Consider the following 22645-nt stretch of genomic DNA (forward strand, 5'->3'; position numbering starts at 1 on the left):
GCGCGGGCAGGCTGGGCGGATGGATCCCCTCCCGCCCGCCATGACCCCGGCCGAGCAGGCCTTGCTCGCCGCCGCCGCTGCTGACCGCCGCGCGGGCCTCGAATTCGGCTGCGGCGGCAGCACAGGCCTGCTGCTCAGGGCCGGGCTGCCGCGGCTGCTCTCGGTGGATAGCGACCGCGCCTGGCTGGAACGGCTGGGGCAGGACGCTGCCTGCGCCGAGGCGCTGACCGCCGGCCGGCTGCGCCTGCTGCATGTGGATATCGGCCCGACCGGCGCCTGGGGTTGGCCGGCCGATGCCTCCCACCTGCCACGCTGGCCGGCCTATTGGCGCGACCCATGGGATGCGGCGGGGGAGGTCGATCTGGTGCTGGTCGATGGCCGGTTCCGAGTCGCCGCGGCGCTGGCCGGCGCGCCGCGCCTTGCCCCCGGCGCGGCGCTGCTGGTGCACGACTTCTGGCCCCGCGTCGCCTATCACGCGCCGCTGCTGCGGCACTATGACCTCGCGGGCAGTGCCGGCACGCTGGCGCTGCTGGCGCCGCGCCGGCCGCTCGATGCCGCGATGCTGGCCGCCGATCTCGCGGCGCATGGCTTCGACCCGGCCTAGGCACCCGCCGGCGCCTTAACCGGGTTTTCACCTCGCCCCTGGAGAGTGCTCGCATGGTCCGGACGACCCGGGCCTGCGACCAGAGGGAAAACCCGCATGCCGCTGAACTCCGTCATCACCAATGCTGGCGCCCAGGTGGCGCTCGCCTCCTTCAACCGCACCGCCGAGGAGCTGACCGCCACCCAGAAGCGCATCTCCACCGGCTATCGCGTCGCCGATGCCAAGGATGACGGCGCGGCCTATGCCGTCGCCGAGAGGGTGCGCGGTGAAGTGGCAGCCAATACCTCGGCCAATGAACAGCTCGGTGGCGCCAAGGGGCTGATCGACGTCACCTCGGCCAGCCTGCAGAACGTCTCCAACACCTTGCAAAAACTGCAGACGGTGGCGGTGAAGCTGGCCGACGGCACGATCTCCACCGAGCAGCGGACGCAGTACCAGTCCCAGGCGAAGGAGCTGACGAACAACATCCAGTCCTTCATCAACGACGCCAGCTATAACGGCACCAACGTGCTGAAGGATCCGGCCAACCTTGCCAACCAGGTGGTGCGCAACGGCGGCGGGGAGACCTATACCTTCAGCGGCTACAAGGCGATCACCAACATCTTCAACACCGTGTCCCAGGCGAATACCTGGACGCGCGGCGACGCCTCCTCGGCGCTGACCAAGACCGGCGCGATCTCGAAGGCGATCACCAACACGCTCAGCCAGCTCAACAACTTCGGTAGCTACTCGAACTTCATCGACAGCCAGATCAACTACAACAAGTCAAAGATCGACGCGCAGCAGAGCGGCATTGGCGCCCTGGTCGATGCCGATCTGGCGAAGGAATCCGCCAAGCTGCAATCGCTGCAGATCCGCCAGCAGCTCGGCACCCAGGCGCTCTCCATCGCCAACCAGGCGCCGCAGACGCTCCTCAGCCTCTTCCGCTGATTCCCTGACCGTGCCGTCCCGCCGCCCGCCCGCGGGCGCGCCGCGGTGAAGCCGGCAGGAGGCCGGCGGGCACCTCGCCCCGCGCACCCCTCCAGCAAGGATTGCTGCGCATGCATCCCGAACCCCAATACACCCCTCCGCCCAGCCAGGGTGCCGCCGCCTATCGCCGCCGCCTCTCGCAGAAGCAGATGGAGGCCGAGGTCTTCGCCCGCGCCAACCGCTCCATCCGTGAAAGCGCCACGGGCGGGCCGCTCGCCCATGCCCGCGCCATCGCCGACAACCGCCGCCTCTGGGATGCCGTCCAGGCCGCCGTGCTGGATCCCGGCAACGGCCTGCCCACTGAGCTGCGCGCCAGCATCGCCGGTGTGGCGATGGCGGTTGTCCGCGAATGCGCGGCCGAGCAGCCCGATCTCGGCTTCATCGCCGAGATGAACGACCACTTCGCCGCCGCCCTCTGGCGCTGAGGAGATGGCCATGACCCAGCAAGCCAATTCCGCCCTGGCGGTCCGGCTGCATGCCGGCGCCCGACAGCTCCTCCGCGACCGGCGGCCCGGTGAGGCGCTGCCGATGCTCGACCGCTTGGCCCGGCTGCCAGGGCTGGAGCGCCCGGCGACGTTGCTGCGCGGCGAGGCGCTGGCCGCGCTCGGCCGCCTGGAGGAGGCCGAGGCCGCCGCCGATCTGGCGCTGGCCCAGGATCCCGAATGCCCGATGGCCCGGCAGCTCCGCGCCCGTATCCGCCTGGCCGGGGGCCAGGGCGATGGTGCGGTCGAGGATGCGGCGGCAGCGGTGATGGCCGCGCCCTGGGACCCGGCGGCCAAGGCCCTGCTCGGCACCGCCCTGCTGGAACGCCGCAGCTTCGACGAGGCGATCTGGTTCCTCGGCGAGGCGATGGCGAGCGATCCCGGCAATCCCGGCATCCGCGCGCGACTCGGCCAAGCCTTCATGCGGGCCGGACGGCACGAGGCTGCGGCCGAATTGCTGGCCGCTTGCTGTGCCGCCGAGCCGGCCCATCCCGGTCATGCCGCGCTCCGGGCGCAGAACACCCTGCTCACCGGCGATGCGGCGGCGGCGGCGGCGCTGGCGCGGGAGGCGCTAGCGGCCTGCGGCGCCGATCCCTCGCTGCACAGCGTGCTGGCCCATGCGCTGGTGGCCATGGGCCGCATGACGGAGGCGGCGCCGCATTTCGCCGCCGCGGCGCGGCTGGCGCCGGGCAATGGCTATCTCGCCCATCTGGCCGCAGCGGCAGAGGGGATGGAGCCGGAGCGTGCCACCGATGCCTACCTCACCGCCGTCTTCGACGGCTATGCGCCCCGCTTCGAGCAATCGCTGCTGGCCCTCGGATATCGGGTGCCTGGCCTGATGCGGCGCCTGCTGGAGCGGCACCTGCCCGACGTCGCCAGCGGCGAGGCGAAGCTCGGCCCGGTGCTCGATCTTGGCTGCGGCACGGGTCTGGTCGGGGTGGCGCTTGCGGACCTTCTGGGTGGGCCGCTGACCGGCATCGATATCTCGCCCGGCATGCTGGAACAGGCGGCGGTCAAGCATCTCTATGCCGCGCTGCATCATGCCGAGATCAGCGAGGCGCTGCGCGCGGGCCTGCCGCCCCAGGCGGTGATCATTGCCGCCGATGTCTTCATCTATCTCGGCCGGCTGGAGGAGGTGCTGTGCCTCTGCCGCCAGGCCCTGGCGCCGGACGGACTGCTGGCCTTCAGCGTCGAGCGCCTGCCGGGGGGAGGTCCCGACTGGCGGCTTGGTCCCGCCGGCCGCTATGCCCATGCGCCGGGCTATCTCGCCCGCTGCCTCGCCGCGGCTGGCCTCTCCGTCCTCGAGCAGCGGGAGGAGGATCTCCGCTTGGAACAGGATGGGCCGGTGCCGGGGCTGCTGGTGCTGGCCCGGCCGGCGCCGCACTGATGCTGGCCGGCCCCTATCAGGCGGGCATCGAGGCGCTCCGGGACGGCAGCCCGGAGGCCGCGCTGCCGCTGCTCACCGAAGCGCTGGAGGATCCCGACCGGGGAAGCCTCGCCCGGCTCAATCTCGGCCTGGCGCTTCAAGCGCTCGGCCGCCTTGCCGAGGCGGTGCCGCATCTGGAGGCGGCGATGGAGGCTTTGCCGGATCTTGCCGAGCCAGCCTTTCGCCTTGGCAGCATCGCCGGGCTGCGGGGTGATGCGGCGGGGGCCGCTCAGCTGCTCCGGCGTGCCCTGGCTTGTGATCCGGGCCATGTGCCGGCGCTCGCCGCGCTGGCGGCGCTGGAGGAGGAAGCAGGCGACCGGATGGAGGCACGCCGGCTGCTGGTGGCGGCGCGGCAGCACGACCCGGCCGAGCCGGAGTTGGAACTGGCCCTGGCGCGGCTCGATCTGACTGAAGGGGCGGCCGAGGCGGCACTGGAGGGGGCGGCGCGAGTGCTCACTCTGCGACCAGCCCATGCTGCGGCGGCGCGTCTCTTCGCCGAGGCAGCGCTGGCGGCGCGCGGGCCGGAGGCAGCGTTGGCCGAACTCGCGGCACGGGCGGCGGCGGATCCCTTCGCCGCCGGCTGGCCTCTGGCCACGGCCCGGCTGCATGAGCTGGCGCTGCAGCCGGAGGCGGCGCTGGCGGAACTGCGCGTCGCTGCCATGCTGGCGCCGGAACAGCCGGAGGTGCAGGCCGCGCTCGGCCATGCGCTTGCCGGGGCCGAGCGCACCGCCGAGGCGGAAGCGGTGCTGCGTGCCGCCATCGCGGGCCGGCCGAGCGACCTCGATCTGAGGAACCGGTTGGCAACGGTGCTCTGGCGAGCCAACCGGCCGGCGGCCATGGAGGCGGTGCTGGCCGCCGCCATCGCGGATTTCGGTCCGCATCCGACGCTGCTGCAGAACCGCGCCCTGGCGCTCAACGCCCTCGGCGAGCAGGAGGCGGCGCTGGCCGCGGCCGAGGCGGCGTTGCCGGGGGGAGGGGTCGCAGCCCTGGTCAACCGCATCGCGGTGCTGCCCTACCACCCCGTCGCCGGCACGGCCGCCGGGCTGCGCGCGGCGGCCAAGGCGATCGAGGCGGCACTGCCGCCGGTCCCGGCCCTGGTCACGCGGCGCCGGCCGGAGGGCGGCAGGCTGCGGGTCGGGCTGCTCTCGGGCGGACTCGGCCAGCATCCGGTCGGGTGGCTGACCCTGGCGGGGCTGGAGGCGCTGCCGGAGACGGAATTCGAACTCGCTGCCTACTCCCTCAAGCCGCGTAGCGACCCGCTCGCAGCCCGCTTCCGCGCCCGTTGTGCCCTATGGCGGGAAGTCGGCGCGCTGGAGGATGCGGCGATCGCGGCGCAGATCGCAGCGGATGGCGTCGATATCTTGATCGAGATGGGCGGCTATGGCGAGGGCGGCCGGCCCTTCGTCCTGCGGCACCGGCCGGCGCCGGTGCAGGTGAAATGGGTGGGCGCACAATTCGGCACGCTCGGCCTGGCCGAATGCAACGGGATGCTGACCGATGACCGGGAGACGCCGCCGGGGCATGAGGTCTTCTACACCGAGCGGCTGCTGCGCCTGCCGGATGGTTATGTCTGCGCCTTGGCGCCGCCCTATGCCCCGCCGGTCGGGCCGCTGCCGGCGCTCGCGGCCGGGGCGGTCACCTTCGGCTGTTTCAACAAGCCAGCGACGATTGTGAAAGCCAGCGGCGATCGTTATGACGTGCCGTATGCCTGCTGATGCTGTGACATTCGATCCTAGCCGTCCCTACGCTCAGCCTTACCGCCGAGTCAGCACCGTCACCCAGATCGAGGGTACTGGCCTCGACCGGCAGGAGCGTTCCCGGTCGGATGCCGACATCGCCCAGCAGGTCGGTCTGCCCCTGCATCCCCATCCCTTGGTGGACCACGGCCTGTCCGGCTACAGTGGCGAGAATGTCTTTCGAGGCGAGATGGGCAAGCTGCTCAGGCGGATCGCCCTCGATCAAGTGCCGCGCGGCGTGGTCATCATCCTCGACGAATGGACCCGTCTGACCCGTATGAAGAATTCCAGGGCCGAGCGGCTGTTCAGCGACCTGATCCACGCGGGGATCGGCTTCTTTATCAAGAAGTCGAACCAGCTTATCAATGCCGCCGTCATCGACGGACCGGGCGGGTCGATCATCCTGGCCTTCGCTCTGATCCAGTTGGGCATCGGTCATGAGGAGTCGGCCACCAAGTCGCGCAACGTCCGGTTCGCCAAACGCGAGAAACAGAAGCTCGCGATTGAGACTGGCAGGCCCGCGACGGCCAACACGCCGGGCTGGCTTGTAACGGTCGGCGACAAGCGCGATCCGAAGCGCACCTACGACTTCCTCCCTGGCCCTTTATACGTGATCGAGCGGGTGTTTCGGGAAATTCACCGGCAGGGCGTCTGGTCAATCGTGAATGGTTTGAACCGCGACTGGCTCACGGGTGACGAGCGGTGCGCGCCCTGGGGCCTCAGGACTGAGCGGGGGTCCAGCGGATGGTCCGTCGCCACCGTGGCATCGCTGCTGCACGACCGGCGGCTGCTCGGCGAATTGACATGGACAGAGGTCGATGGCGAAACCGGCGCCTTGGTGGAGCGGCAGGGCGAGACACATGTCGTCTACCCCGTCGTCCCCGGCATGACTGAGAAGCGCTTCCAGGCCGCCCAGCAGGCCATCGCAACACGGCGCGGGCAGTTCGGCGGCGGGCGGCGAGCCGGTCATGGCGGGCGGCGGGGCGACGGGTTCCCGAACATGCTCTCGTCTCTCGTCCATTGTGCCGCCTGTGGCGGTCCGATGGTGTTCCGGCGGTACCGGCCGACCGGCCGGGAGACTGTTTATCAATGGCTCCGGTGCCGGTCCGCCCATAACGGCACCGGGTGCGTCCAGAAGGCGGCGATCCGCTACTTGGAGATCGAGCGTCAGGTGCTCGACGCCTGCACAGGTGTGCTGTTCGAGCCCGGCAGTCTCGCCCCCAAATCGAGCCAACCGACCATTGCGGACGAAATTGAGCGGATCACCGCCCGGCTTAAATTCATCTCCAAGCGGTCCTCGGCGCTGATGGACCGCGACGATGTTACGGAGGAGGACATCGCTTTCAAATTGGCCGAGTGGCGCACGGAGAAGGCCACGCTGAACCGTGATCTCCTCGCTGCCCAGGAGCGCCAGCGCGCCGAGGCCAACGTTACCGGGGCGGGGGAGCATATCCTGGCGGTGCGGCGCCTTTGCACAATGGCGACCAGCCTTGGCGAGGGGCAGGAGCGCGCCGAGGCAAGGGCCGACATCAACGGAGCCCTGCGGGCCATCATCGACAGCATCGCCCTGGCGCCGGGCGAGACGATGATCTGGATCGGCGGCGGTACGAAGGTCACGGTGATCTCGGCCGAGGACGGGACGTTCTCGGGTTACGCAGACCTGTGCGGCAAATGGCTCTGGCAGCACGCTGATGGCCGCCTAACACAGCACTCCGCCGACCCGCTGCTCGAACGCTACTCCCTCGCCCTAGGACGGCGGTTCCCTGACCGCCGGGCCACTTTCACCCGCCGCTATACCTGACCGCGCTTCCCACGCAGGGCTGTCCAGACCCCAAAGTGCCGACCCTTGGGCTTTCCTTGCCCAGCACCGCCCTCAAATCCCTAGAGCATGTGTACTGGATTCCTGAGCACGGCCCCAATCGTGGTGAAATGGAGTTCTCCACCGGACCTGCCTCTGGTGTTCTCGGTTTTTTCGGCCGCGTTCATAGGCCGACTTCGGACGAAGCGTTGTGCACGAACACCTCGCCGTCCCGGATGTACGTGCGCACGACCACCGACTTGTGGCGCGTCTGCTTGGCGATGCGGCGCTCCTCAATACCGTGCGCGGCGGCGCTCGTAGCGAACCCGGCCCTGAGGCTGTGGCCGCTGTAGATCGTTGGGTTGAGCCCAACCGCTGCGGCGAGCTTCTGCACGACCCGAGCGACCGCGCGGTCATCCAGCGCGGTCGGAGCGACCCGGCCGTGCCGATCGACAGATCGGAACACTGCTCCCTCAGGGACGCTCCCGGCGATCAGCCACGCTTCCAGTGCCGCCACCGGGCACGTCGGCGAGCCGTCAACCCGCGCAACCCCTACCACCTCGCCCGCACCCTCCTGATCCTCCTTCGAGCGATGCAACGTGATCCGCACGCCCTCAGGGCCGAAGGCGAGGTCGCGGCGGTCGAGGCCGACGAGTTCGGAGCGGCGGAACGCGCCCGCAAAGCCAACGAGAAGGAGGGCGCGGTCGCGCAACCCGATTAGCGTCTCTACGTCACAGGCGGCGGTCATGCGACGGATGATGTCCGTCGTCGCGGGGGCGGCGCGGAACGGCGCCGTCCCGCGCTCGCGGCGAATGCCCGCCATCACGTCGCGCACTGTGGGGTGTCGGGTATCGAGTTGGTGCCCGGCCAGACGATGCGCGACGGCGATCGACGACATGCGACGGCTGAGCGTCGTCGGGGCGAGCGCAGCGGCGTGGGCGGCGAGGTAGGCGCCGACGATCTGTGGCGTGGCCGGGAGGGAGGCGAGACCGTCTGTCCGGCACCACGCTTCGAAGTGCACCCAATCGGAGCGGTAGGCGCGGCGGGTGGCGGTGGCGCGCGAGGCCCGGGCGTAATCCTCGGCCCGAGCCCAGGCGATCAACGCCTCCGGCGATGCCGTCCGTGCTGCGTCGAAGGCATCGGCTAGTGCCGGGATCGTCGGGTCATCGGTAGCCTGACACCGATCCAGTCCCGACGAAGTTCCGCCCATCCGCGCCCCTGACGACCGATACACTTCGATTATCGGGCGCCAGCCTTCGGCCGGTCAACTCATTCTGTCGCCGGTTCCGCTTTGTGTTCCGGACGAGGGACGACTGCGCGGCCGACGGCGACCGCGAGCCAGCAATCTGAGACCCGGGAGGTGCCTGTACCTTGTCGAGGTCGCGCCGCGAGATCGGGAGGGAGATGTACTGGCCGTCATCGTGCCGGTCCCGCGCGCGCCGCTACACCGTCATGGGCTCGCCTCCGCGCCGCTGTCCTCCTTGGGGCGACCGCGCCCACGGTACGTGCCGCTCGCTATCTTCTCGGCCTCTCGCGCTCTCGATGAGCCCGCATGCGCTCGGGGTTGGATTTGCGCCACTTTGCGTCCCGTACAGCGGCGGCCTCGCCGTCGAGCTTCTGGTGCTTCTGCGGGCGAACGATGTGGCCGATACCCACGTCAACGTACTGCAACTCCACTTCGGCCAGCCCGTGCTCCTCCACGAACCTTTTGAGGAACCGGGCTTACTCGCCGTCATAGACGTTCCAGAAGCACGTGACGCCGAAGTCCGGACTGCGGATAATGCAGCGGTAGCAGAATTGCAGGATGGCTTCGAACTCACGCGACCGGCGCACCGCCTCCTTATCGATGAGGGCCTTCTCCTCCTGCGGCGACAGCTTGGCGGAAAACAGGATCGAGGCGTGCTCGATGTCGTCGAGGCTCACAAGGCGAGATGCAACGCCGACTGCGGCCGACGCAAAAAGCGCTTCGCAATGCGAACTTTAATGGTTCTCCGTACGGCACACGCCCGGCTCGGGGCGTTCATCCGCGCCACCGTGCTAGTACGTCGCCATTGTCCAGCAACTCCAATTCTGGCCGCGGACCGGGCAGCGCGGCGACAGCCTGTCGCAACGAGGCGAGCCGCCCGACATGCGGGTGGTCCAGAGTTGAAATTCCTCCGAAGGGCCGAGCCACCGCGCTAGAACGTTGCCTTCGGCCAACACATTGAGGATAGGAATCGAGCCGGGCAGTGCCCCGACGACCTGCTTCATCATCACCAATCGCTCGACGAGCAGGTCGGCGGGAGTGGTGCGCCAAACGATAATAGGCCGCCTAGCACGGCGCAGGTCCACGACTCCGACGACGCGCTCTGGCGCGATGATGCCGAAGTAGACCCACCAGCGAGCGGACTTGCCGCTCCCCGTACGGTCGAGTGCCTGGTACAAACGACTGTCGAGGTGCCGCTGGCCCCAATCGGGCCAATGGTGCAAGCTGCCGTCGGCGGCATCGAGTTCGACCGTGATGCGTACCTCTCTTTTCGCCTCGATCAAGCCGTGCCCCGCGGGATCGGTGTCGTCCGTCAGCCAGACCCCTTGCATCACCCTCTGAAACGTTAAGGAAACCTCGCCGAATGCAAGACCGCGGGCGGCGATCGAGCCAAGGCGAGAATAGGAGGTGTAGTGGTGCAGCCGCCGAGTGGCGGCGCCGGGCGGTGTTGTATTCGGCAAGGAAATACTCTCCCGTTCCGGCGCCACGTCTGCGCCGGGTCACTATCGATTTGGTTGCTCAATGCCGTTGCGGTTTCGGGCGGGGCTGCGGAACCGTTCTAAGATTTCACTTCTGGCAGGTCGTCACAGGTGTCTCCGGCGTTATGGACGGAGCCCTTCGCGGCGCGCTCCAACTCAGCCTTGCTGTCGAACGGCCGCCAGACGAATTTCACGGGCACGGCCTTTCCGGTTTCGATGACGGCCGCCAGCAACTCCTAGCCGGAGATGATCACCTTATTCTTGCGATCGCCCCGCACATACCCGAACACCACTTCGAAGTCCCGTTGATGACTCATGCTCTCGCCTCCTCTCGACGTCGCAAGCAGCCGGTTTGCAACACGCGCTTGCGAACCATGACTACGATCGGGCTTGGCTCGACGTAAAGCGGACCGGCAAAGGCGGCCGCCCACGGAACTGCGACAGGAGAGAGGGCTCCGATAGGCTTCTAGTCGATTGAAATCGCAGCGCATTGATGATCATCGCTGCTCTCGCTTGCTGCTGCTGGAACACTGACCGCCGAGGGAGGCTGCGTGTTGTAGCTGGGGCGGCACAATCTCAACTCAGCCCTGCTAAGTGCAAGAAGAATAACGGTTTCTGGGATTGTTGTGAGTGCAGTCTCGTGGCAGGGACGCCTGCTAAGCCTCTGTTTCAGGCGGTTTTTTGTAGGGTGGTGCACGTCCGTTCGGTCGTCATTCACGGCGTCCTAGTCCTACGTGTTCTCCACTTTGATCTTGTACAAGGTCAGTGTCACGAAGGTCCCACGGTTCCGGAGCGCCTGAACGGCATCCTCTACCTCGACGCAGCGCTCGGCCCGGTATTCCACTGCCCCGGCAGGCCGGTCGAGTGCTGGGCGGCCGAGGCCAAACCGCCCCTGCGAATCCTCGTAGACGAGACAGCGGATGTGCTAGGCCGCTCGGGAGGGTGTGCGTCACCCCCAGCCGCTTGGCGGCACCCAACCGAGGGCTATTTGCGCTATGATGACCGGGGACCGATGAAGATCGTCCATCAGCGGTTTCCGACCTCTGCATTGTCATGGTGTTGGAGGACCCAAGCCGCCCGAGCAAGCGGACCCACACGATGGCGATGTAGCGCCGAAGCCAGAGCCGAGACTTCCGAACATCTGCGCTACTGCGGCTGAGCCGACGTTCGAGGCCGATCGGTTTACTGTGCACCTCCGGACGCTTCACCCTCCGCCGGGATACCAGCGATCAGGGCACCAAGGCCGTCGCTTGCGTCCCGAGCGGAGGCGAGAACGCTCCTAGCACGGCGGACGCGATTGACGTTGGTCAAATCCGCCCGCAGCAGAATGGGGTTCACCTTTCGGGCCAGTCCGGCGAAGTCGGCCAACACGCGCTGGGCCTCCTCGACGTCGCGCGGCGCGCCGCCGTCACGTGCTTGCCTCCGCGCCGCTGTCCTTCGTCGGGCGACCGCGACCCCTGACCGTCCCGGCAGCTTCCCTCGCTGCGCGCTCCTTCTCGCGCTGCCGCTGCTTCCTTTCCCGGTCTGCTGCCCGGCGCTCCGTCTCACGTTCCTCGAACGACTTCTCCGATTGAGCCGCCTTGGCGCCCGGCCGAGGCCCGGGCTTGGGCCGCTCCACGTCGAGGATGCCAGCCTCATGCACGGGCTCCAAAGTTACATCCTCAGAGATGCCCTCGCTGCGAAGCATCTCAGCCAACGTCTCGGCCTGTCCGCGGTCATAGAGGTAAACGGTGTAGATGCTGTCGAACTCCGCCATGCGGATCGCACCGCGCATGACAAACTGCCAGATGTCCTCCTGCTCGCGGGCGCGTTCTACCTCCTCGCGCGTCAGTCCAAACACGTTTAGCAGGATGGAGTCCTCCGGCCGCACCTTGCTGCTGTAGATGAACGCGCATGAGGTGTGGCGCCGGTATAGATTGGAGCCCGCAACCTTGGGGCGGACCTGCTCGCCATCCAGGCGTCGTTCGAAGTAGCTCACCACCTCGTTGTTTCCACTCCAATAGCCAAGGTCATGCACGCCTTCGAGGTGGCGGCAGACGGCGGCAAGGCAGCGCTTGCCCTCTCGGGACTTCTTCGGGTCCTTGGGGAACCACCACTCGGTCGAGGCTCGATGTCCATGCGTGAAGTAGCGGATGCGGACCTTGGGCTTCCCTGCGCGGTTGTTGGCCTCAACCTCCCTCCGTACGAACTCCACCTCCTCGCCGGACCACTTCCGGGTCGTTAGATGGGTCAGGCTGTGGAAGAAGCCCGCGCCCGCGATCATCGACGTGGCAAAGGGCGCCAACTCAGCGGGCGTCCAAGCCGACCACCACCGCACGGTCCGGTCGCGGTCTCGGGCATCGCGCCAATCTGGCACGTCAACGAAGATACCCTGAGGGGATTTGGCCCGCTTGTGGAAAGCCAAGACTCCCTTGACCAGATCGTCGGCCATCATGTCGGACATCGACGGTGCATTGCCGCTCAGCGAGACGAGATGCCACTCCGTCCCCTCAACCGGCGAAAGATCGTAGGACGCTTCGAAGAAGCGCGACGACGATGGAATGCGGAATTCGCCAGCGACCGTCGCCGACGGCACCTCATCAATCCGAACGTGCCACGGCCTGCTGCTCGCGCATGCGAAATCTGTGGCCATCATGCCCTCGTGGGTGACGACGAGGATGACATGTGGCAGCAAAGAGTATGCTTCGATAGCTTCGGCAATCTCGCGGTTGATGCTCGCTGAGCGGCGTCGTGCCACCCGGCTGTGGATCGCAAGGATCACCGGCCGAGTGCCTGACTTGGCCGCCTTGTTGTGAAGGTCCCCCAGCTTCTCATCGATCAACTCCGTGGTCGGCAAGGCGAACACGTAACGGCCCGGAACGCTCGTCATCTCGACCAGCAACTCTTTGGTCTTGCCGCATCCCGGCGGTCCGACCAGCACATCTACTCGAATCAAGTATCATCTCCAATGTGGTTGCCGCACGAAGGCGGCGAGTCGTGAATGGCTCAAATGGATAGGCGCCGGATAATGCGTCCGGCGCGTGTCTATAGAGGAATTGCTCGTGACGTATTTATCCCGAAGGCCCGTGCATGAGCGCGCCCGCTACGCGGCCGCAGGTGCATCATACCTGCTCGACATGTGCAAAATCGACCATTCAATCACTACGAACCCACACCGCATGACCGACCGGGCACGCGACGATGCGCGACTGCGCGCGAAGCGCGTAGGCGCGTGGAGGAGCGAGGGCGCCGAAGGCGTCCGCTGGCCGCGAGGTCAGGCGCAGGCCGTGTGACGCCTGCGGGGCGTAGCCCCATGCGGGCGGCACTCGGTCTGACCTCGTAGTTCGTGTGTCGCTCGCCATGTGACATCGACGCATGCCACCGGCTGGCGCATCAGCAGCGCGGAATACACGGCAGATGAGGCGCCATGAGCCAACGGACTGGCAGCACATCCGGCGTAGGACCAAGCCGCGATGACGTATTACTCAGTCATGAACTCAGTGGCCGCACCGGGGCGAGATCGCGCGAGGCGCGCTCCCGCCCGACGCAAGCAGACTCGACAGGAAGCGGGCCAAGGCCCTCGTCGAACAAGGCGTCGCGGGCTCCGCCTTGTCCGCCGTTCCCATCGTGTCGCTTGCTCCGCATCCGTGTTCTCGTCGAGCAGTCAGTAGTGCAGTGATGCATGCCACGTCGAACAGGTCGCTGGACGCAAGCGGGTTCGAGAATTGCTGTCGCGGGCCGAGCGATGGCTTCGCTTGACACGCAGCGGACAGATTTCCTCCATTCGACGAGAGTCATCACTCACAGCGGGACACAGGGCGGCACGACGCGATATCCTGCGACGCCGCCGCTCTGCACGCATAGATGGCTTCGTTCGGGGGCAAGATGGTCGCCACCGAGCCCCCGGGCGCCATTTAGAGGTATGCCATGCGCCTCCACCTAAACCCGCATCCGCTGGACGGGCGATGCCCGACCGGACTTCGCTGCTGCCGAGCGCTGGGCACGGTTTCCTTTGACATAGACGCCGCGGCAGGTCCGGACTAGGGGCGTCGGGCCAGCCGATGTCGGGCGGGTTCCGGCGACACGGAGGGCGCCATGTACGTTGTGATCCGGAAATACGCCTCGGGCGGGCAGCCTGAGGAGATCGCGCACAGGGTGGGCAAGGGCCTAATTCGGGTGCTCAGGGAGCAGCCCGGCTTCCGGGCCTACTACGCCTTCGTCAGCGAGGACGGGCAACCGATCGCCGTTAGCGTTTGCGACAGCCGCGACGCAGCCCTGCGGGCGAATGAGAGGGCGCAGGCGTGGGTGGCCGCCAACATGCGCGACATCATCCCCGACCCGCCAGAGGTGCTGATGGGGCCGATGCTCGTCGATGCGGCGGCCTTCGAGGAGAAAGTGGATCGCAGCAGGTCGTCACAGGCCGAGCCCTGGCTGGACGGCGGCGTCTGAGCCCAGGCTCGGGCTTTCGGGATAACTCGCCGCTGGGGTGGCCTCCTCAGCCGCTCGCGCCGGGTCAATGCCTTCGGTCAACGAGTGCCGCTCGTAGCCGCCTGATCAGCGCGGTATCTTTCACCGCAACGGCGAGCACCGCCCGCGCTCCGTCGAGCGTCGCCACCAGCACGGCAGCGAAGTCGCGCTCGCCCATGTGGCGGCGCGCCAGTCGGTCGAGAAAAGGCGCAATCCGCTCGCTCTCGCTGGTTCGCTCGACGGAGAACACAGCGAGGTGCCAGCCTTCGGTCTTGGGCAAGGCCGCAAGTGCAGCACGCTTCATAGTGGCCGCGAGGTCCGCGTCGGCAGTCACGCGAAACGTGCGTCCGACATCTCGGACCTCGCCCAGGTAGGCGCGGATGCGCACCGTCCGCGCGCCGTCCAATTCTGTGTTCCTGCTCATCCCGGCATGTTGGCACGGGTCAGTGGGGTAGGGGGAGGCCATGACCCAGCCGCCGATCCCCGCCTGCCGCCCACTGGGCTCACTCGGAGCCGACCACCTTCTCATAAATGATGGTGTAGCCCGCCATGGCGGCGTCGCGCTCCGAGGAGACCTCCTCGGTCTCGGCACCCTGGAAGCGCTCGACCCCTCCCTCGGGCAGCGCCTTCCTGGGGAACTGGCGGTAGGCGACGCGCTCGCATTCGACCTCACCGAGTGCAAGATATGCCTCGATCTCGTCCTGCGCTTCCGCTGGCTGCGCATCGGCGAAGGGCACGAGCAGGAAGGCGTCGATCACCTCCCCGACGGCCAGCGGCGGGTCGAGATCGATGTTGTTCGGCTGGCCGGGCACTACGATGACCGAGAACTCGATATACTCCGGTTCCCGTCCGTCCGCCTCGCGCCGGGCCTCCTCCAACTCCTCAGGGCTGTAGACGAGATCGGCGACAAGGCGGCCCAGCGGGTCATCGAGCCGACGTGCGTCCAGCAGGGTGCAGCGGGCGACGGGCGGGAAGTTCGGCCGGGACAGGCGGACGCGCCGGTTCACCACCCGCGCCCCGTCAGGTCCGTCGAAATCCAGTTCAACCTCCACGATCTCGCCGGGTGCGAGAGGTGGGTCGTAGACGGTTGGGTCGCCCGCGAGCCGGACGCCGGGCTGGGTCACGACTCTGTAGCGGAACTCCGCCCCTTCGAAGTCTACGGCATCCTCAAAGTCCGCCTCACCGCGCAGCGCGGTCCTGGCCTGCTCGATCTGCTCGCGGCCGAACACCTCGACGGCCAGTGCCTCCCAGGCGCGCTTCCGCAGGTTGGCGCCGATCCAGTCCGACGCCTTGGCTGCCTTGCGCAGCCGGTCGTACTCGGCCTTGCTGCCATACCGCTTGCTGCCCATCGGCTCCTCCGCAGAAGCCACTTTAAGATAGAGATGCGTGGGACGGGGCAGGCGAGCGCTACCCGTGGGAGCCGCCTCCTAACCCCGAATGCGGATCAGCGGTGCGGCTAGCCTCCCTTCGCTGCCGACTGCACCGTACTAGCCAGCTTGTCGCCGTGTGGCTTGGGGCTGTCCGGCGCGCCCGGCGCACTGTCGGAAGCTCCGGTTTCTTGGTTGGGACGCCCGTCCCCGCTCGCGCCCTGCACCGCCCCGGCCAACTTGTCGCCATGTGGCTTCGGGCTGTCCGGCGAGCCGGGTGCTTCGGCGGAACTATCAGGTTGCTTCTGGCCAAAAATTGGCATCTCGTTCTCCTCCTGCTTCCGGTTTGCCACCGATGCGATGGCCAGCATTGACCTAGGCGCTGGGCGAGGCAACCGCCCAGGCGTTCAGCCGCAACACGCGCGTCATGTGAGTGGTGCAACTCACTGCGATTGCAGCCGCACCGGCTCAGAACTCCTCGCCACATATAAATACGCGGGTCAGCAGGAGAGAGACGATGCGCGCAAGGGAGTTCATTTTCGGGCGGTCCGTCCCGGTCGGAATAGGCGATACGTCAACCAACACAGGGTTGAGGAAGGAGCAGGTTCAGCAAAACCAAAAGCAGCAGATAGAGCAAGTCTCAGAAAAGCTGGCTGGCATGACCGGCAAGCAGGCAGAGCGCGGGCGCACTCCGACCCAACGGAAATGACGACGCAACGCCAAATGGCGGGAATGGCCGCTATGCAGCAGCAGGTCATCGAAGTATTGCGGAACAGCGGCTACGCACGCATTGCCGACCGGCTCGCCCGCTGCATGACGGCGAGGGTGGGTCGGCGCTCCGATGACGGTCGGCCATGGACCTGCCGTTCAGCAGGCTGCACATGGTGTCGGGTTACGCTTGGGCGACGTTGGCTGTCGGGTCTCCAACGTTGGATCGTTCAAGATGGTGGTCTAGTGAGCCTCGCCGTCCTACCGCTGGATCGTCATCCTGGTGGCCTACGCGCTTCCGTCATATGTCTACGCCGTGCTGTTCGAGATGTGCGAGACAGGACTGCAAGGAAGAAGATGCCATGGCGCAGCATGGCGCTGGCGGGCATGGCGACGGGCGACAGCGAGTTGCTGCTGTTGGTTCGTCATGCGGAGATTGATCGAGCCGAAGTTTTCGACGTTTTCGAAAGACGTTGGCCCGACATGACCCTTAGCGCTGTCGGGTCAATCTCGCTGACATGGAACCTGACAATCGAGGACGCGGTGGAAATTGCTCACGCGAAGCGCGGCGTCGAGCCCCTACGGACCGTTGTGCTTCCTTAACGAGCTTCGTTTGTCGAACACATTGCAAGCGCCTCCGCAGCATCGAGCTTGGAGCCCATGCCAATCGTACTCTGACCGGCCGACGGGAAGGGCACTGAGGCTCGGCCGCAGGACCGCGTAGGGTTGAGCCTGGGAGGAGACTGGCTCGTGGTCGGTGCAGCGACCACGCTGGATAAATAGGTCGGACAACACTGTGGAGACTCCGACCATGAACATTGCTGACATCTACGAAGCCGCGCGGACGCGTGGGCTCACCCACTCCAAGCGCCACTTTTCCAGAGCCATTCTTGGCAGGGCGCCAAACTACCTTGCTGACAGGGCATTCAGCGGATGCAGCGCTGCGGTGCTGCTGAACCTTTACAAGAGGCTTGGTGAACTCGGGCAGGTAGACCTTCAAGCCGCCGCGTTCGCGCGGTTGCTCAGAGCCGAGGGTAAGATCGACGGTGCCCCGGAGATGAAGCTATGACCCGGGGCTGGATCGAATGTGCGCTCGTCATGCTGCCCAGGGATGTTGAGGCGTTCGATGACGTGCTGCGGCAGGGTTTTGCCGCAGAGGACGTTATCTGCACGATGGCACCGAAGCTGGGCGTCGATCTGCCGACCGCGGCTGACGAGGCCCGCTTCCTCAACGTTCTACCGACGCTGGCGATGGATGGCGAGTGGCTGAAACCGGATGACGATCCGTTCTATCTTCTACCTCTGGGTTGTCTCGCGGAGACACAGCACCTCGTCCGCTGCGGCACCTTCACTGCTGTAGTCGAACCTGTCGTGCAGGCCCGGTTAGAACTTCGCGGTGAAGGGGTGCAAGAACGGTTGCGGGATCGGCTTCGCGCCATTTGGCCGCCGTCATGCGCCCTACCTGTACCATCCTCCATCGGAACCTAGTGCAGCGACACAGACGAAAGGTGCAGGCTGTAATACGTGGTTATGCGATGCTGTGGACCTCGGCTCAGCGCAGAGAGAGGAACGAGACGGTGCAGATCGATACCTCTATTCTGATTGCCGTTGTCAGCGTGGCCCTGAGCATTGGCTCAGTGATCTACGCGAGGGCACAGGCAAGGGCGACGTTGACGCAAGCGCAGGGTGCTCTCGCGGCTCTCAACTGGCAGGGTGGAGCCAGTGCCTCTCGACTGAATGAACTTTGGCGAGAATTAATGGAAAGCCCCCTCCTACTTGAGGAGCTTCTTTCAACCAACCCTGCTTTGCGCCCACTCTACGAAAAGATGGGGGCTCGCCACATGCTCTTGCTCACAGAGTATTTCAACCTTATTCATGCGACGTGGCACCTTCGGAAGCAAGGGCTTGTCTCTGATTACCGATGGCCTGCTTTTGAGGCGCAGGCGCGGTACATGGCGAGTGCCGCGACTGTGGTCGAGTTATTTGAGTTGCGGGCTAATCGGGGCCTAATGTCGGCTGACTTTGTTGCAGCGTGGCGCGCCCTGAAAAAAGGGGATGGTAAGTTCGACCCTCTTGGGGGGAAGGGCGGGGTCTAAATGCCTTTTTGCGAAGGGGCGACAGGGCTGGTTTGATGCTGGCCTTCCAAGCGACGCCTGTCCAAGGATTACGAGGTTTTACCCAAGGTAGTCGAGGCGATGGCCCCCTGGCTGCACCTTCTGAACGCGTCAGTGCACTAGCGGCTCCGAGCCGCCGACACGACCCACCCGATGAACGGCGGCTCACCGCACTCCTGACACCAGAGGTCCCGGCTCAATCCGATCAGGTGTAGCCGGGCATCTCGCCCGACCAAAACAGCGAGTTCCGCCCGGCCATAGGTCCGCACCCGGCAGTCGCAGCGGAGTCGCACAGCCTCGTCCGAGGCAAGGTCGCCGACTGTGAAGTTGAAGCTCGGGTCCATGGTGGGGGTAAAAGTAGAACATCTGGCCGGTCGAGGCCATGCACTACTCCGGCACACTACCACCCGGTCGGAACCTCAACCTTGAGCGCCTTCCGTTCCGCCCGTAGTCCAAGAACCTCTTGATCCGCCGGGCGCTACCGCAGCAGGACCAAGCACGTGGCACCAAGGTTGTTATGAACAAGCTGCAAGTGGACCCGCCGCTTGGAGGCGGGACAGTGCCGAGGCTGGTAGTCAAGGCCCAGCGCGTGGCCAACCCGCCAACGCCCTGGACATGGGCCATCTACGAGGAGGGCGGGGCGGAGCCCTTCCGGTGCTCGACGCGCCATTATCGGTCCGCGGAGGACGCCTGGGCCGTCGGTCGTGCGATGCTCAACCGTTACGCGAAACGAGTTATCGGCGGCTAGGCCAAGGTTCAGCGGGACTCAGTCCCCGGCTACGATCCTACCTCGGAGTGACCTGCCGTCGGCCATCCGGTGACGCGCCCATGCCCGCGATCGGCTACGACCGCTTGTAGTACTGAGAGAGGCGTGCAGTAGGCTGCCCAGCCTCTCATCGCCTGTGGGCTGTCCGAAACTCGGCTGCACGCGTCTGCCAGTGCGTCTCGGCTCAATACCTCATGCGCGAAACGTAGTGGGAATGGCGCTGCCTCGCAGCGCAGCGACTCAGAGTGCCGCATCTACGCCGAGTTACTGCTGAGACCCAGAACCCTGGACCGGATCAGGTCGCAGTCGAGCGACGGCACGAAAGCCCGGTCTAGCTCCGTAGGACCGAGCCTACAGGCGAGCCGGAGGCAGGGAATAACGTTGCGTTCCCAACTTTTAAGCGGAAGTTGCTCCTCCATACGCAACCGCTATGAACTTCGCGTATGTATGTCGTCTTGTAACCGGTGCCTTGACAATTCACCCAAACGAACAAAGCACAGGGGATATCCAGACATGGATGTATTGCTCGTCGAGGACGAAGCTCTTGTTCGGGAGATCGTCGCAGAGGGTCTCTACGACGACGGGCTTGCGGTGGTAGAGGCCGCGTCTGCGGAACAAGCTCTCGCCATGACCGAAACGGCCGGTGCACCCGATGTGGTCGTGACGGATGTGAACCTCGGCACAGGCATGAGCGGCCTTGCGCTGGCTGAGGAGGTCCATCGTCGCTGGCCCGAGGCTGGCGTTGTGATCATGACCGGCAACCCCGCGGGCGTGCAGGCTCACACCTTTGGCGAGCAGGAGAGGTTCCTGACCAAGCCTTTCGGGAACGCCCGGCTGGTGTCCGCCGTGCGGGAGTTGATGGGTCGCTCACCGCGGTAAGCTGCTCCTTGGACGGGGCACAACTTGCTCCTCCTTGGACAAGGGGGCGCATTCGAGCACGGGCTACTGTCGCATGATCGATGGGCTGGATATCCTCACGCGCCTGAACGCCGACCTGCTAGCCCTGGCGGCACGGTCGGTGGATTTGGGTTGGCCGCTGTTAGCCGCCGGAGCGGTGTGGACCTCTTGGCCCTCTGCGCCTCGGAGGGCGGACCTGTTGGTGCTCGGCCTCGACCGTATACCTTCAACACGGGACGAACTCCGCAGGGGTTATCGCCGCGCGGCCAAGACAGCGCATTCGGATGCGGGAGGCAGCGCGGACGCATTCCGGGCCGTGACGGAGGCGTTCGGGCGGCTGGCGAGTGGGCACTCACGGACGGCCTGAGTAGCCGCAGGCGTCTAGCTAGTGGAGCGCGCCAGACGGCGGAGACCCACCACGGTGGAGAGTTCCTACAGTCAGGTGGTTGGAGGAGGGGTGCGGATGCCGGAGAGCCCACAGGCACCGCTCGACAGGTTTGCCGCTAACTTCTCCACCCTGGACGTGGGCGCCATGGTGGCGCTGTTCCGGCCGGATGCTGCCTTCTTCGGATCAACTGTTCCTGGCCTGCTACGCGGTCAGGGCGGGGTTCGGACGTACTTCGAACAGGCGTGGGCCAACGCGGCGCGTGGCACGATGACGTGCGACCCAGCCATCATCCAGCATCCTGCACCGGACGTGGCCCTGTTCGCAACCGTCTGCCGCCTCGTTCGGCCGGATCGGACCTCCGCAGTGCGCGTGAGTGGCGCCGCTCTACGCGATGGGGAAGAATGGCGCTTCGCGGAACTCCACGTCTCGGCCTCGCCTGCGCCGCGCTGAAACCCGCTTTGCAACGGGCCTCAATCGTTTGGTGCAGAGAACTCGGTCGAACTGACATGCCCTCAATGACGCAAACCGCCGTTCCCATACGGGCTTAGAACTTGGCCAGGAGCCGCCCGAAACCCTGCACCTTGTCGTCGATGCCGCACTGGCGCAGTGCATGCCAGTAGGTGGCCGTGTTGAGGGCAATGACTGGCTTGCCCAGCCAGAACTCCGCAATGGCCGCCACCCGCGCCATTGGCAGGTTGGTGCCAACCTGCACGATCGCGTCTACGTTGGGACCGTCCACCTCGATGATAGCGTCCCGCAGTGTGGCTTCCGAAGTGTGCGCGATCAGCACTGGGCCGCCGCACCGCAACCCCTTGACCCGCGCGACCTTGAAGCCACTGTCCTCGAAGAAGCGCCGCGCCTGCTCGTCGCCGACCGGCATGTAGGGAGTGACTAGCCCGATACGGCTGACGCCGCCGTAGTGGGCGAGTGCGGCGAGAATGGCATCGGCTCCGAGCGTCACCCGGACCCGCCCAGCGCTTTTGGCCTCAAGCCTCTCCCGAAGGATTTTGGCACCGGCCACTCCCCCTGCGGACTCGGCTGCGGTGGCGAGGATGACATGGCCAGGATCGAGGGTCAGCACCTCGTCCATGGCATCCACCATGGTGGCGCGCATGTTCTCCAACTGCTGCGCAAACTCCGCATCGGTCCGGGTCGGCGCGTTTGGGATGCGGAAGCCGCGCATGTGGTTGGTGACACCGGGTGGACGCATGGCATCGTACTCGGGTTGCACGGAGGTGTTCGTCGAGGGGACGAGGACGCCGAACTTCATGCGCCAGCCGAGCGTGTCCATGATCTCCGTTTCCCTGTCGTCTGAGCCCGTTAGGATTGCTATTGACCCTCCGGTTGGGATGGTTAGGCCATCGCCAAGACGGCGGTCTGTCCCGAGGCTGCCACCCTGACGTTGACATGCGGCTGCTGCCGCTTCGAAATCTCCATCGTCTCCTCGTGGATGGCAGCGGCATGCTCGCGCGTGTCGCAGAGCAGGACAGAGACCCCCTGGCTGGGATTTTCGGCAGAGCGCACGTAGTAAATGCCGAGGAAGCCCGGCGCCTTTTGGGCGGCTGCCAGCATGGCATTGCGGGCCTCGTCTTGTAACGCTTTATCCGACAGCCCCTCGGCCTTCCTCACTATGCAGTAGAGAGATTGATCCGGTCTGTCGCTCTGCGGCGCGACCATCGCATGCGGCCCAACATCGCCGATGAATCGTTCGGTCGGTTCGCTGAGCCCGGAGAGGTTGGCCATCACCCATTCGCGGAGTTTCTCGCGGCTGTTCGCGGCCGCGGTGGCACTCTCCCAGAAGGAGACCGAGACAATATCACCCTGTTCACTGCCCAAGACAGCATAGCCCAGGAAGCCATGCTGGGCTCTCAGCAGTGGGACGAGTCCCTGCTGTGCCTTCGGCGCCGCTTCCGCTGTCATTCCCGCAGCGCCAGCGTAGCGGCTGATCATGATGTGCATTGTTGCCCCTACCTGTCCTCACGAGGAGCAAGGAATGCTGCTCCCCGCTTGCCGCGCGGGTCAACGATCATGAGTGTAGCAGAGGAGTTCGGGCGGCTGCCTGCGGGCACACAGCGCCGTGTTAAACGGAAGTCGTTGAACGCCCTGCCCACAACGTTCGCGTGTGCCATTTCGGATGCAGTTCCCGCGTGCATCAGTGGCGAATGCATCGCTAATGTTTCGCTACGGAGGAACAGCGTCAAGAGGCCGACGCCTCGCCAG

Annotated in this window: 22 protein-coding genes; 13 read left to right on the forward strand and 9 right to left on the reverse strand. The window is 66.1% G+C overall.

All coding sequences use genetic code 11. The features are described 5' to 3' along the window. Positions 1 to 19: 19 nt before the first annotated feature. The 6 genes from JMJ55_RS04225 (at position 20) to JMJ55_RS04250 (ending at position 7018) form a co-directional block, all read left to right on the forward strand. Positions 20 to 604: a class I SAM-dependent methyltransferase gene (locus JMJ55_RS04225; RefSeq protein WP_202824213.1), complete on the forward strand. Its 585-nt coding sequence runs from the start codon at positions 20 to 22 to the stop codon at positions 602 to 604. 96 nt (positions 605 to 700) lie between these two features. Further along, complete coding sequence (locus JMJ55_RS04230) at positions 701 to 1534, forward strand: flagellin (protein ID WP_202824214.1); 834 nt, start codon at positions 701 to 703, stop codon at positions 1532 to 1534. 110 nt (positions 1535 to 1644) lie between these two features. After that, positions 1645 to 1998, forward strand: coding sequence for a flagellar biosynthesis regulator FlaF (locus JMJ55_RS04235; RefSeq protein WP_202824215.1), 354 nt, complete (start codon positions 1645 to 1647; stop codon positions 1996 to 1998). Positions 1999 to 2008: 10 nt separating this feature from the next. Continuing rightward, the gene (locus tag JMJ55_RS04240; protein WP_202824216.1) at positions 2009 to 3442 is read left to right on the forward strand and encodes a tetratricopeptide repeat protein; all 1434 of its coding nucleotides are present in this window, start codon (positions 2009 to 2011) and stop codon (positions 3440 to 3442) included. Beyond that, on the forward strand, positions 3442 to 5196 hold the full coding sequence (locus tag JMJ55_RS04245; RefSeq protein WP_202824217.1) for a tetratricopeptide repeat protein: 1755 nt from the start codon (positions 3442 to 3444) through the stop codon (positions 5194 to 5196). The genes JMJ55_RS04240 and JMJ55_RS04245 overlap by 1 nt, the downstream gene beginning before the upstream one ends. Then, positions 5186 to 7018, forward strand: coding sequence for a recombinase zinc beta ribbon domain-containing protein (locus JMJ55_RS04250; protein WP_202824218.1), 1833 nt, complete (start codon positions 5186 to 5188; stop codon positions 7016 to 7018). The genes JMJ55_RS04245 and JMJ55_RS04250 overlap by 11 nt, the downstream gene beginning before the upstream one ends. Before the next feature lie 181 nt (positions 7019 to 7199). On the opposite strand, the gene JMJ55_RS04255 is transcribed toward JMJ55_RS04250, so the two are convergent. The 5 genes from JMJ55_RS04255 to JMJ55_RS04275 form a co-directional block, all read right to left on the reverse strand. After that, a complete protein-coding gene (locus JMJ55_RS04255) occupies positions 7200 to 8117 on the reverse strand; it encodes a site-specific integrase (protein WP_202824219.1) in 918 nt (305 codons plus the stop codon). Between the two features lie 620 nt (positions 8118 to 8737). Beyond that, positions 8738 to 8938 (reverse strand): hypothetical protein, encoded by a 201-nt coding sequence (locus JMJ55_RS04260; protein ID WP_202824220.1) that lies wholly within the window; start codon positions 8936 to 8938, stop codon positions 8738 to 8740. A 114-nt stretch (positions 8939 to 9052) separates the two neighbouring features. Continuing rightward, the gene (locus JMJ55_RS04265; RefSeq protein ID WP_202824221.1) at positions 9053 to 9721 is read right to left on the reverse strand and encodes a hypothetical protein; all 669 of its coding nucleotides are present in this window, start codon (positions 9719 to 9721) and stop codon (positions 9053 to 9055) included. A 98-nt stretch (positions 9722 to 9819) separates the two neighbouring features. Further along, positions 9820 to 9972 (reverse strand): hypothetical protein, encoded by a 153-nt coding sequence (locus JMJ55_RS04270; RefSeq protein WP_202824222.1) that lies wholly within the window; start codon positions 9970 to 9972, stop codon positions 9820 to 9822. Positions 9973 to 11147: 1175 nt separating this feature from the next. Continuing rightward, positions 11148 to 12659 carry a hypothetical protein gene (locus JMJ55_RS04275; RefSeq protein WP_202824223.1) on the reverse strand — a complete coding sequence of 504 codons (1512 nt, stop codon included), beginning with the start codon at positions 12657 to 12659 and terminating at the stop codon, positions 11148 to 11150. 1154 nt (positions 12660 to 13813) lie between these two features. Between JMJ55_RS04275 and JMJ55_RS04280 the strand changes: the two genes are divergently transcribed. Then, positions 13814 to 14167 carry a hypothetical protein gene (locus JMJ55_RS04280; protein WP_202824224.1) on the forward strand — a complete coding sequence of 118 codons (354 nt, stop codon included), beginning with the start codon at positions 13814 to 13816 and terminating at the stop codon, positions 14165 to 14167. A gap of 64 nt (positions 14168 to 14231) precedes the next feature. On the opposite strand, the gene JMJ55_RS04285 is transcribed toward JMJ55_RS04280, so the two are convergent. Then, positions 14232 to 14591, reverse strand: coding sequence for a hypothetical protein (locus JMJ55_RS04285; RefSeq protein ID WP_202824225.1), 360 nt, complete (start codon positions 14589 to 14591; stop codon positions 14232 to 14234). 97 nt (positions 14592 to 14688) lie between these two features. Continuing rightward, positions 14689 to 15534 carry a hypothetical protein gene (locus tag JMJ55_RS04290; RefSeq protein ID WP_202824226.1) on the reverse strand — a complete coding sequence of 282 codons (846 nt, stop codon included), beginning with the start codon at positions 15532 to 15534 and terminating at the stop codon, positions 14689 to 14691. 1083 nt (positions 15535 to 16617) lie between these two features. On the opposite strand from JMJ55_RS04290, the gene JMJ55_RS04295 reads away from it, so the two are divergent. The 6 genes from JMJ55_RS04295 (at position 16618) to JMJ55_RS04320 (ending at position 20875) form a co-directional block, all read left to right on the forward strand. Further along, on the forward strand, positions 16618 to 16863 hold the full coding sequence (locus JMJ55_RS04295; protein ID WP_202824227.1) for a hypothetical protein: 246 nt from the start codon (positions 16618 to 16620) through the stop codon (positions 16861 to 16863). Positions 16864 to 17071: 208 nt separating this feature from the next. Then, a complete protein-coding gene (locus JMJ55_RS04300; RefSeq protein ID WP_202824228.1) occupies positions 17072 to 17329 on the forward strand; it encodes a hypothetical protein in 258 nt (85 codons plus the stop codon). Continuing rightward, positions 17326 to 17748 (forward strand): hypothetical protein, encoded by a 423-nt coding sequence (locus JMJ55_RS04305; protein WP_202824229.1) that lies wholly within the window; start codon positions 17326 to 17328, stop codon positions 17746 to 17748. Before JMJ55_RS04300 ends, JMJ55_RS04305 begins: the two co-directional genes overlap by 4 nt. A gap of 89 nt (positions 17749 to 17837) precedes the next feature. Then, a complete protein-coding gene (locus JMJ55_RS04310; protein ID WP_202824230.1) occupies positions 17838 to 18356 on the forward strand; it encodes a hypothetical protein in 519 nt (172 codons plus the stop codon). A gap of 1297 nt (positions 18357 to 19653) precedes the next feature. Then, positions 19654 to 20019: a response regulator gene (locus JMJ55_RS04315; protein WP_202824231.1), complete on the forward strand. Its 366-nt coding sequence runs from the start codon at positions 19654 to 19656 to the stop codon at positions 20017 to 20019. A 481-nt stretch (positions 20020 to 20500) separates the two neighbouring features. Next, positions 20501 to 20875 carry a nuclear transport factor 2 family protein gene (locus JMJ55_RS04320; protein ID WP_202824232.1) on the forward strand — a complete coding sequence of 125 codons (375 nt, stop codon included), beginning with the start codon at positions 20501 to 20503 and terminating at the stop codon, positions 20873 to 20875. A 94-nt stretch (positions 20876 to 20969) separates the two neighbouring features. On the opposite strand, the gene JMJ55_RS04325 is transcribed toward JMJ55_RS04320, so the two are convergent. Continuing rightward, a complete protein-coding gene (locus JMJ55_RS04325; RefSeq protein ID WP_236033347.1) occupies positions 20970 to 21716 on the reverse strand; it encodes a maleate cis-trans isomerase family protein in 747 nt (248 codons plus the stop codon). Between the two features lie 62 nt (positions 21717 to 21778). Continuing rightward, on the reverse strand, positions 21779 to 22384 hold the full coding sequence (locus tag JMJ55_RS04330) for an antibiotic biosynthesis monooxygenase (RefSeq protein ID WP_202824233.1): 606 nt from the start codon (positions 22382 to 22384) through the stop codon (positions 21779 to 21781). Positions 22385 to 22645 lie beyond the last annotated feature (261 nt).

The organism is Belnapia mucosa, from assembly GCF_016775475.1.
Lineage (GTDB): Bacteria > Pseudomonadota > Alphaproteobacteria > Acetobacterales > Acetobacteraceae > Belnapia > Belnapia mucosa.

What these genes read in the sequence shown, in the direction of transcription:
- JMJ55_RS04225 (WP_202824213.1), top strand. Translation starts at nt 20, where the DNA reads ATGGATCCCCTCCCGCCCGCCATGACCCCGGCCGAGCAGGCCTTGCTC.
- JMJ55_RS04230 (WP_202824214.1), top strand. Translation starts at nt 701, where the DNA reads ATGCCGCTGAACTCCGTCATCACCAATGCTGGCGCCCAGGTGGCGCTC.
- JMJ55_RS04235 (WP_202824215.1), top strand. Translation starts at nt 1,645, where the DNA reads ATGCATCCCGAACCCCAATACACCCCTCCGCCCAGCCAGGGTGCCGCC.
- JMJ55_RS04240 (WP_202824216.1), top strand. Translation starts at nt 2,009, where the DNA reads ATGACCCAGCAAGCCAATTCCGCCCTGGCGGTCCGGCTGCATGCCGGC.
- JMJ55_RS04245 (WP_202824217.1), top strand. Translation starts at nt 3,442, where the DNA reads ATGCTGGCCGGCCCCTATCAGGCGGGCATCGAGGCGCTCCGGGACGGC.
- JMJ55_RS04250 (WP_202824218.1), top strand. Translation starts at nt 5,186, where the DNA reads ATGCCTGCTGATGCTGTGACATTCGATCCTAGCCGTCCCTACGCTCAG.
- JMJ55_RS04280 (WP_202824224.1), top strand. Translation starts at nt 13,814, where the DNA reads ATGTACGTTGTGATCCGGAAATACGCCTCGGGCGGGCAGCCTGAGGAG.
- JMJ55_RS04290 (WP_202824226.1), bottom strand. Translation starts at nt 15,534, where the DNA reads ATGGGCAGCAAGCGGTATGGCAGCAAGGCCGAGTACGACCGGCTGCGC.
- JMJ55_RS04295 (WP_202824227.1), top strand. Translation starts at nt 16,618, where the DNA reads ATGCCATGGCGCAGCATGGCGCTGGCGGGCATGGCGACGGGCGACAGC.
- JMJ55_RS04300 (WP_202824228.1), top strand. Translation starts at nt 17,072, where the DNA reads ATGAACATTGCTGACATCTACGAAGCCGCGCGGACGCGTGGGCTCACC.
- JMJ55_RS04305 (WP_202824229.1), top strand. Translation starts at nt 17,326, where the DNA reads ATGACCCGGGGCTGGATCGAATGTGCGCTCGTCATGCTGCCCAGGGAT.
- JMJ55_RS04315 (WP_202824231.1), top strand. Translation starts at nt 19,654, where the DNA reads ATGGATGTATTGCTCGTCGAGGACGAAGCTCTTGTTCGGGAGATCGTC.
- JMJ55_RS04320 (WP_202824232.1), top strand. Translation starts at nt 20,501, where the DNA reads ATGCCGGAGAGCCCACAGGCACCGCTCGACAGGTTTGCCGCTAACTTC.
- JMJ55_RS04325 (WP_236033347.1), bottom strand. Translation starts at nt 21,716, where the DNA reads ATGGACACGCTCGGCTGGCGCATGAAGTTCGGCGTCCTCGTCCCCTCG.
- JMJ55_RS04330 (WP_202824233.1), bottom strand. Translation starts at nt 22,384, where the DNA reads ATGCACATCATGATCAGCCGCTACGCTGGCGCTGCGGGAATGACAGCG.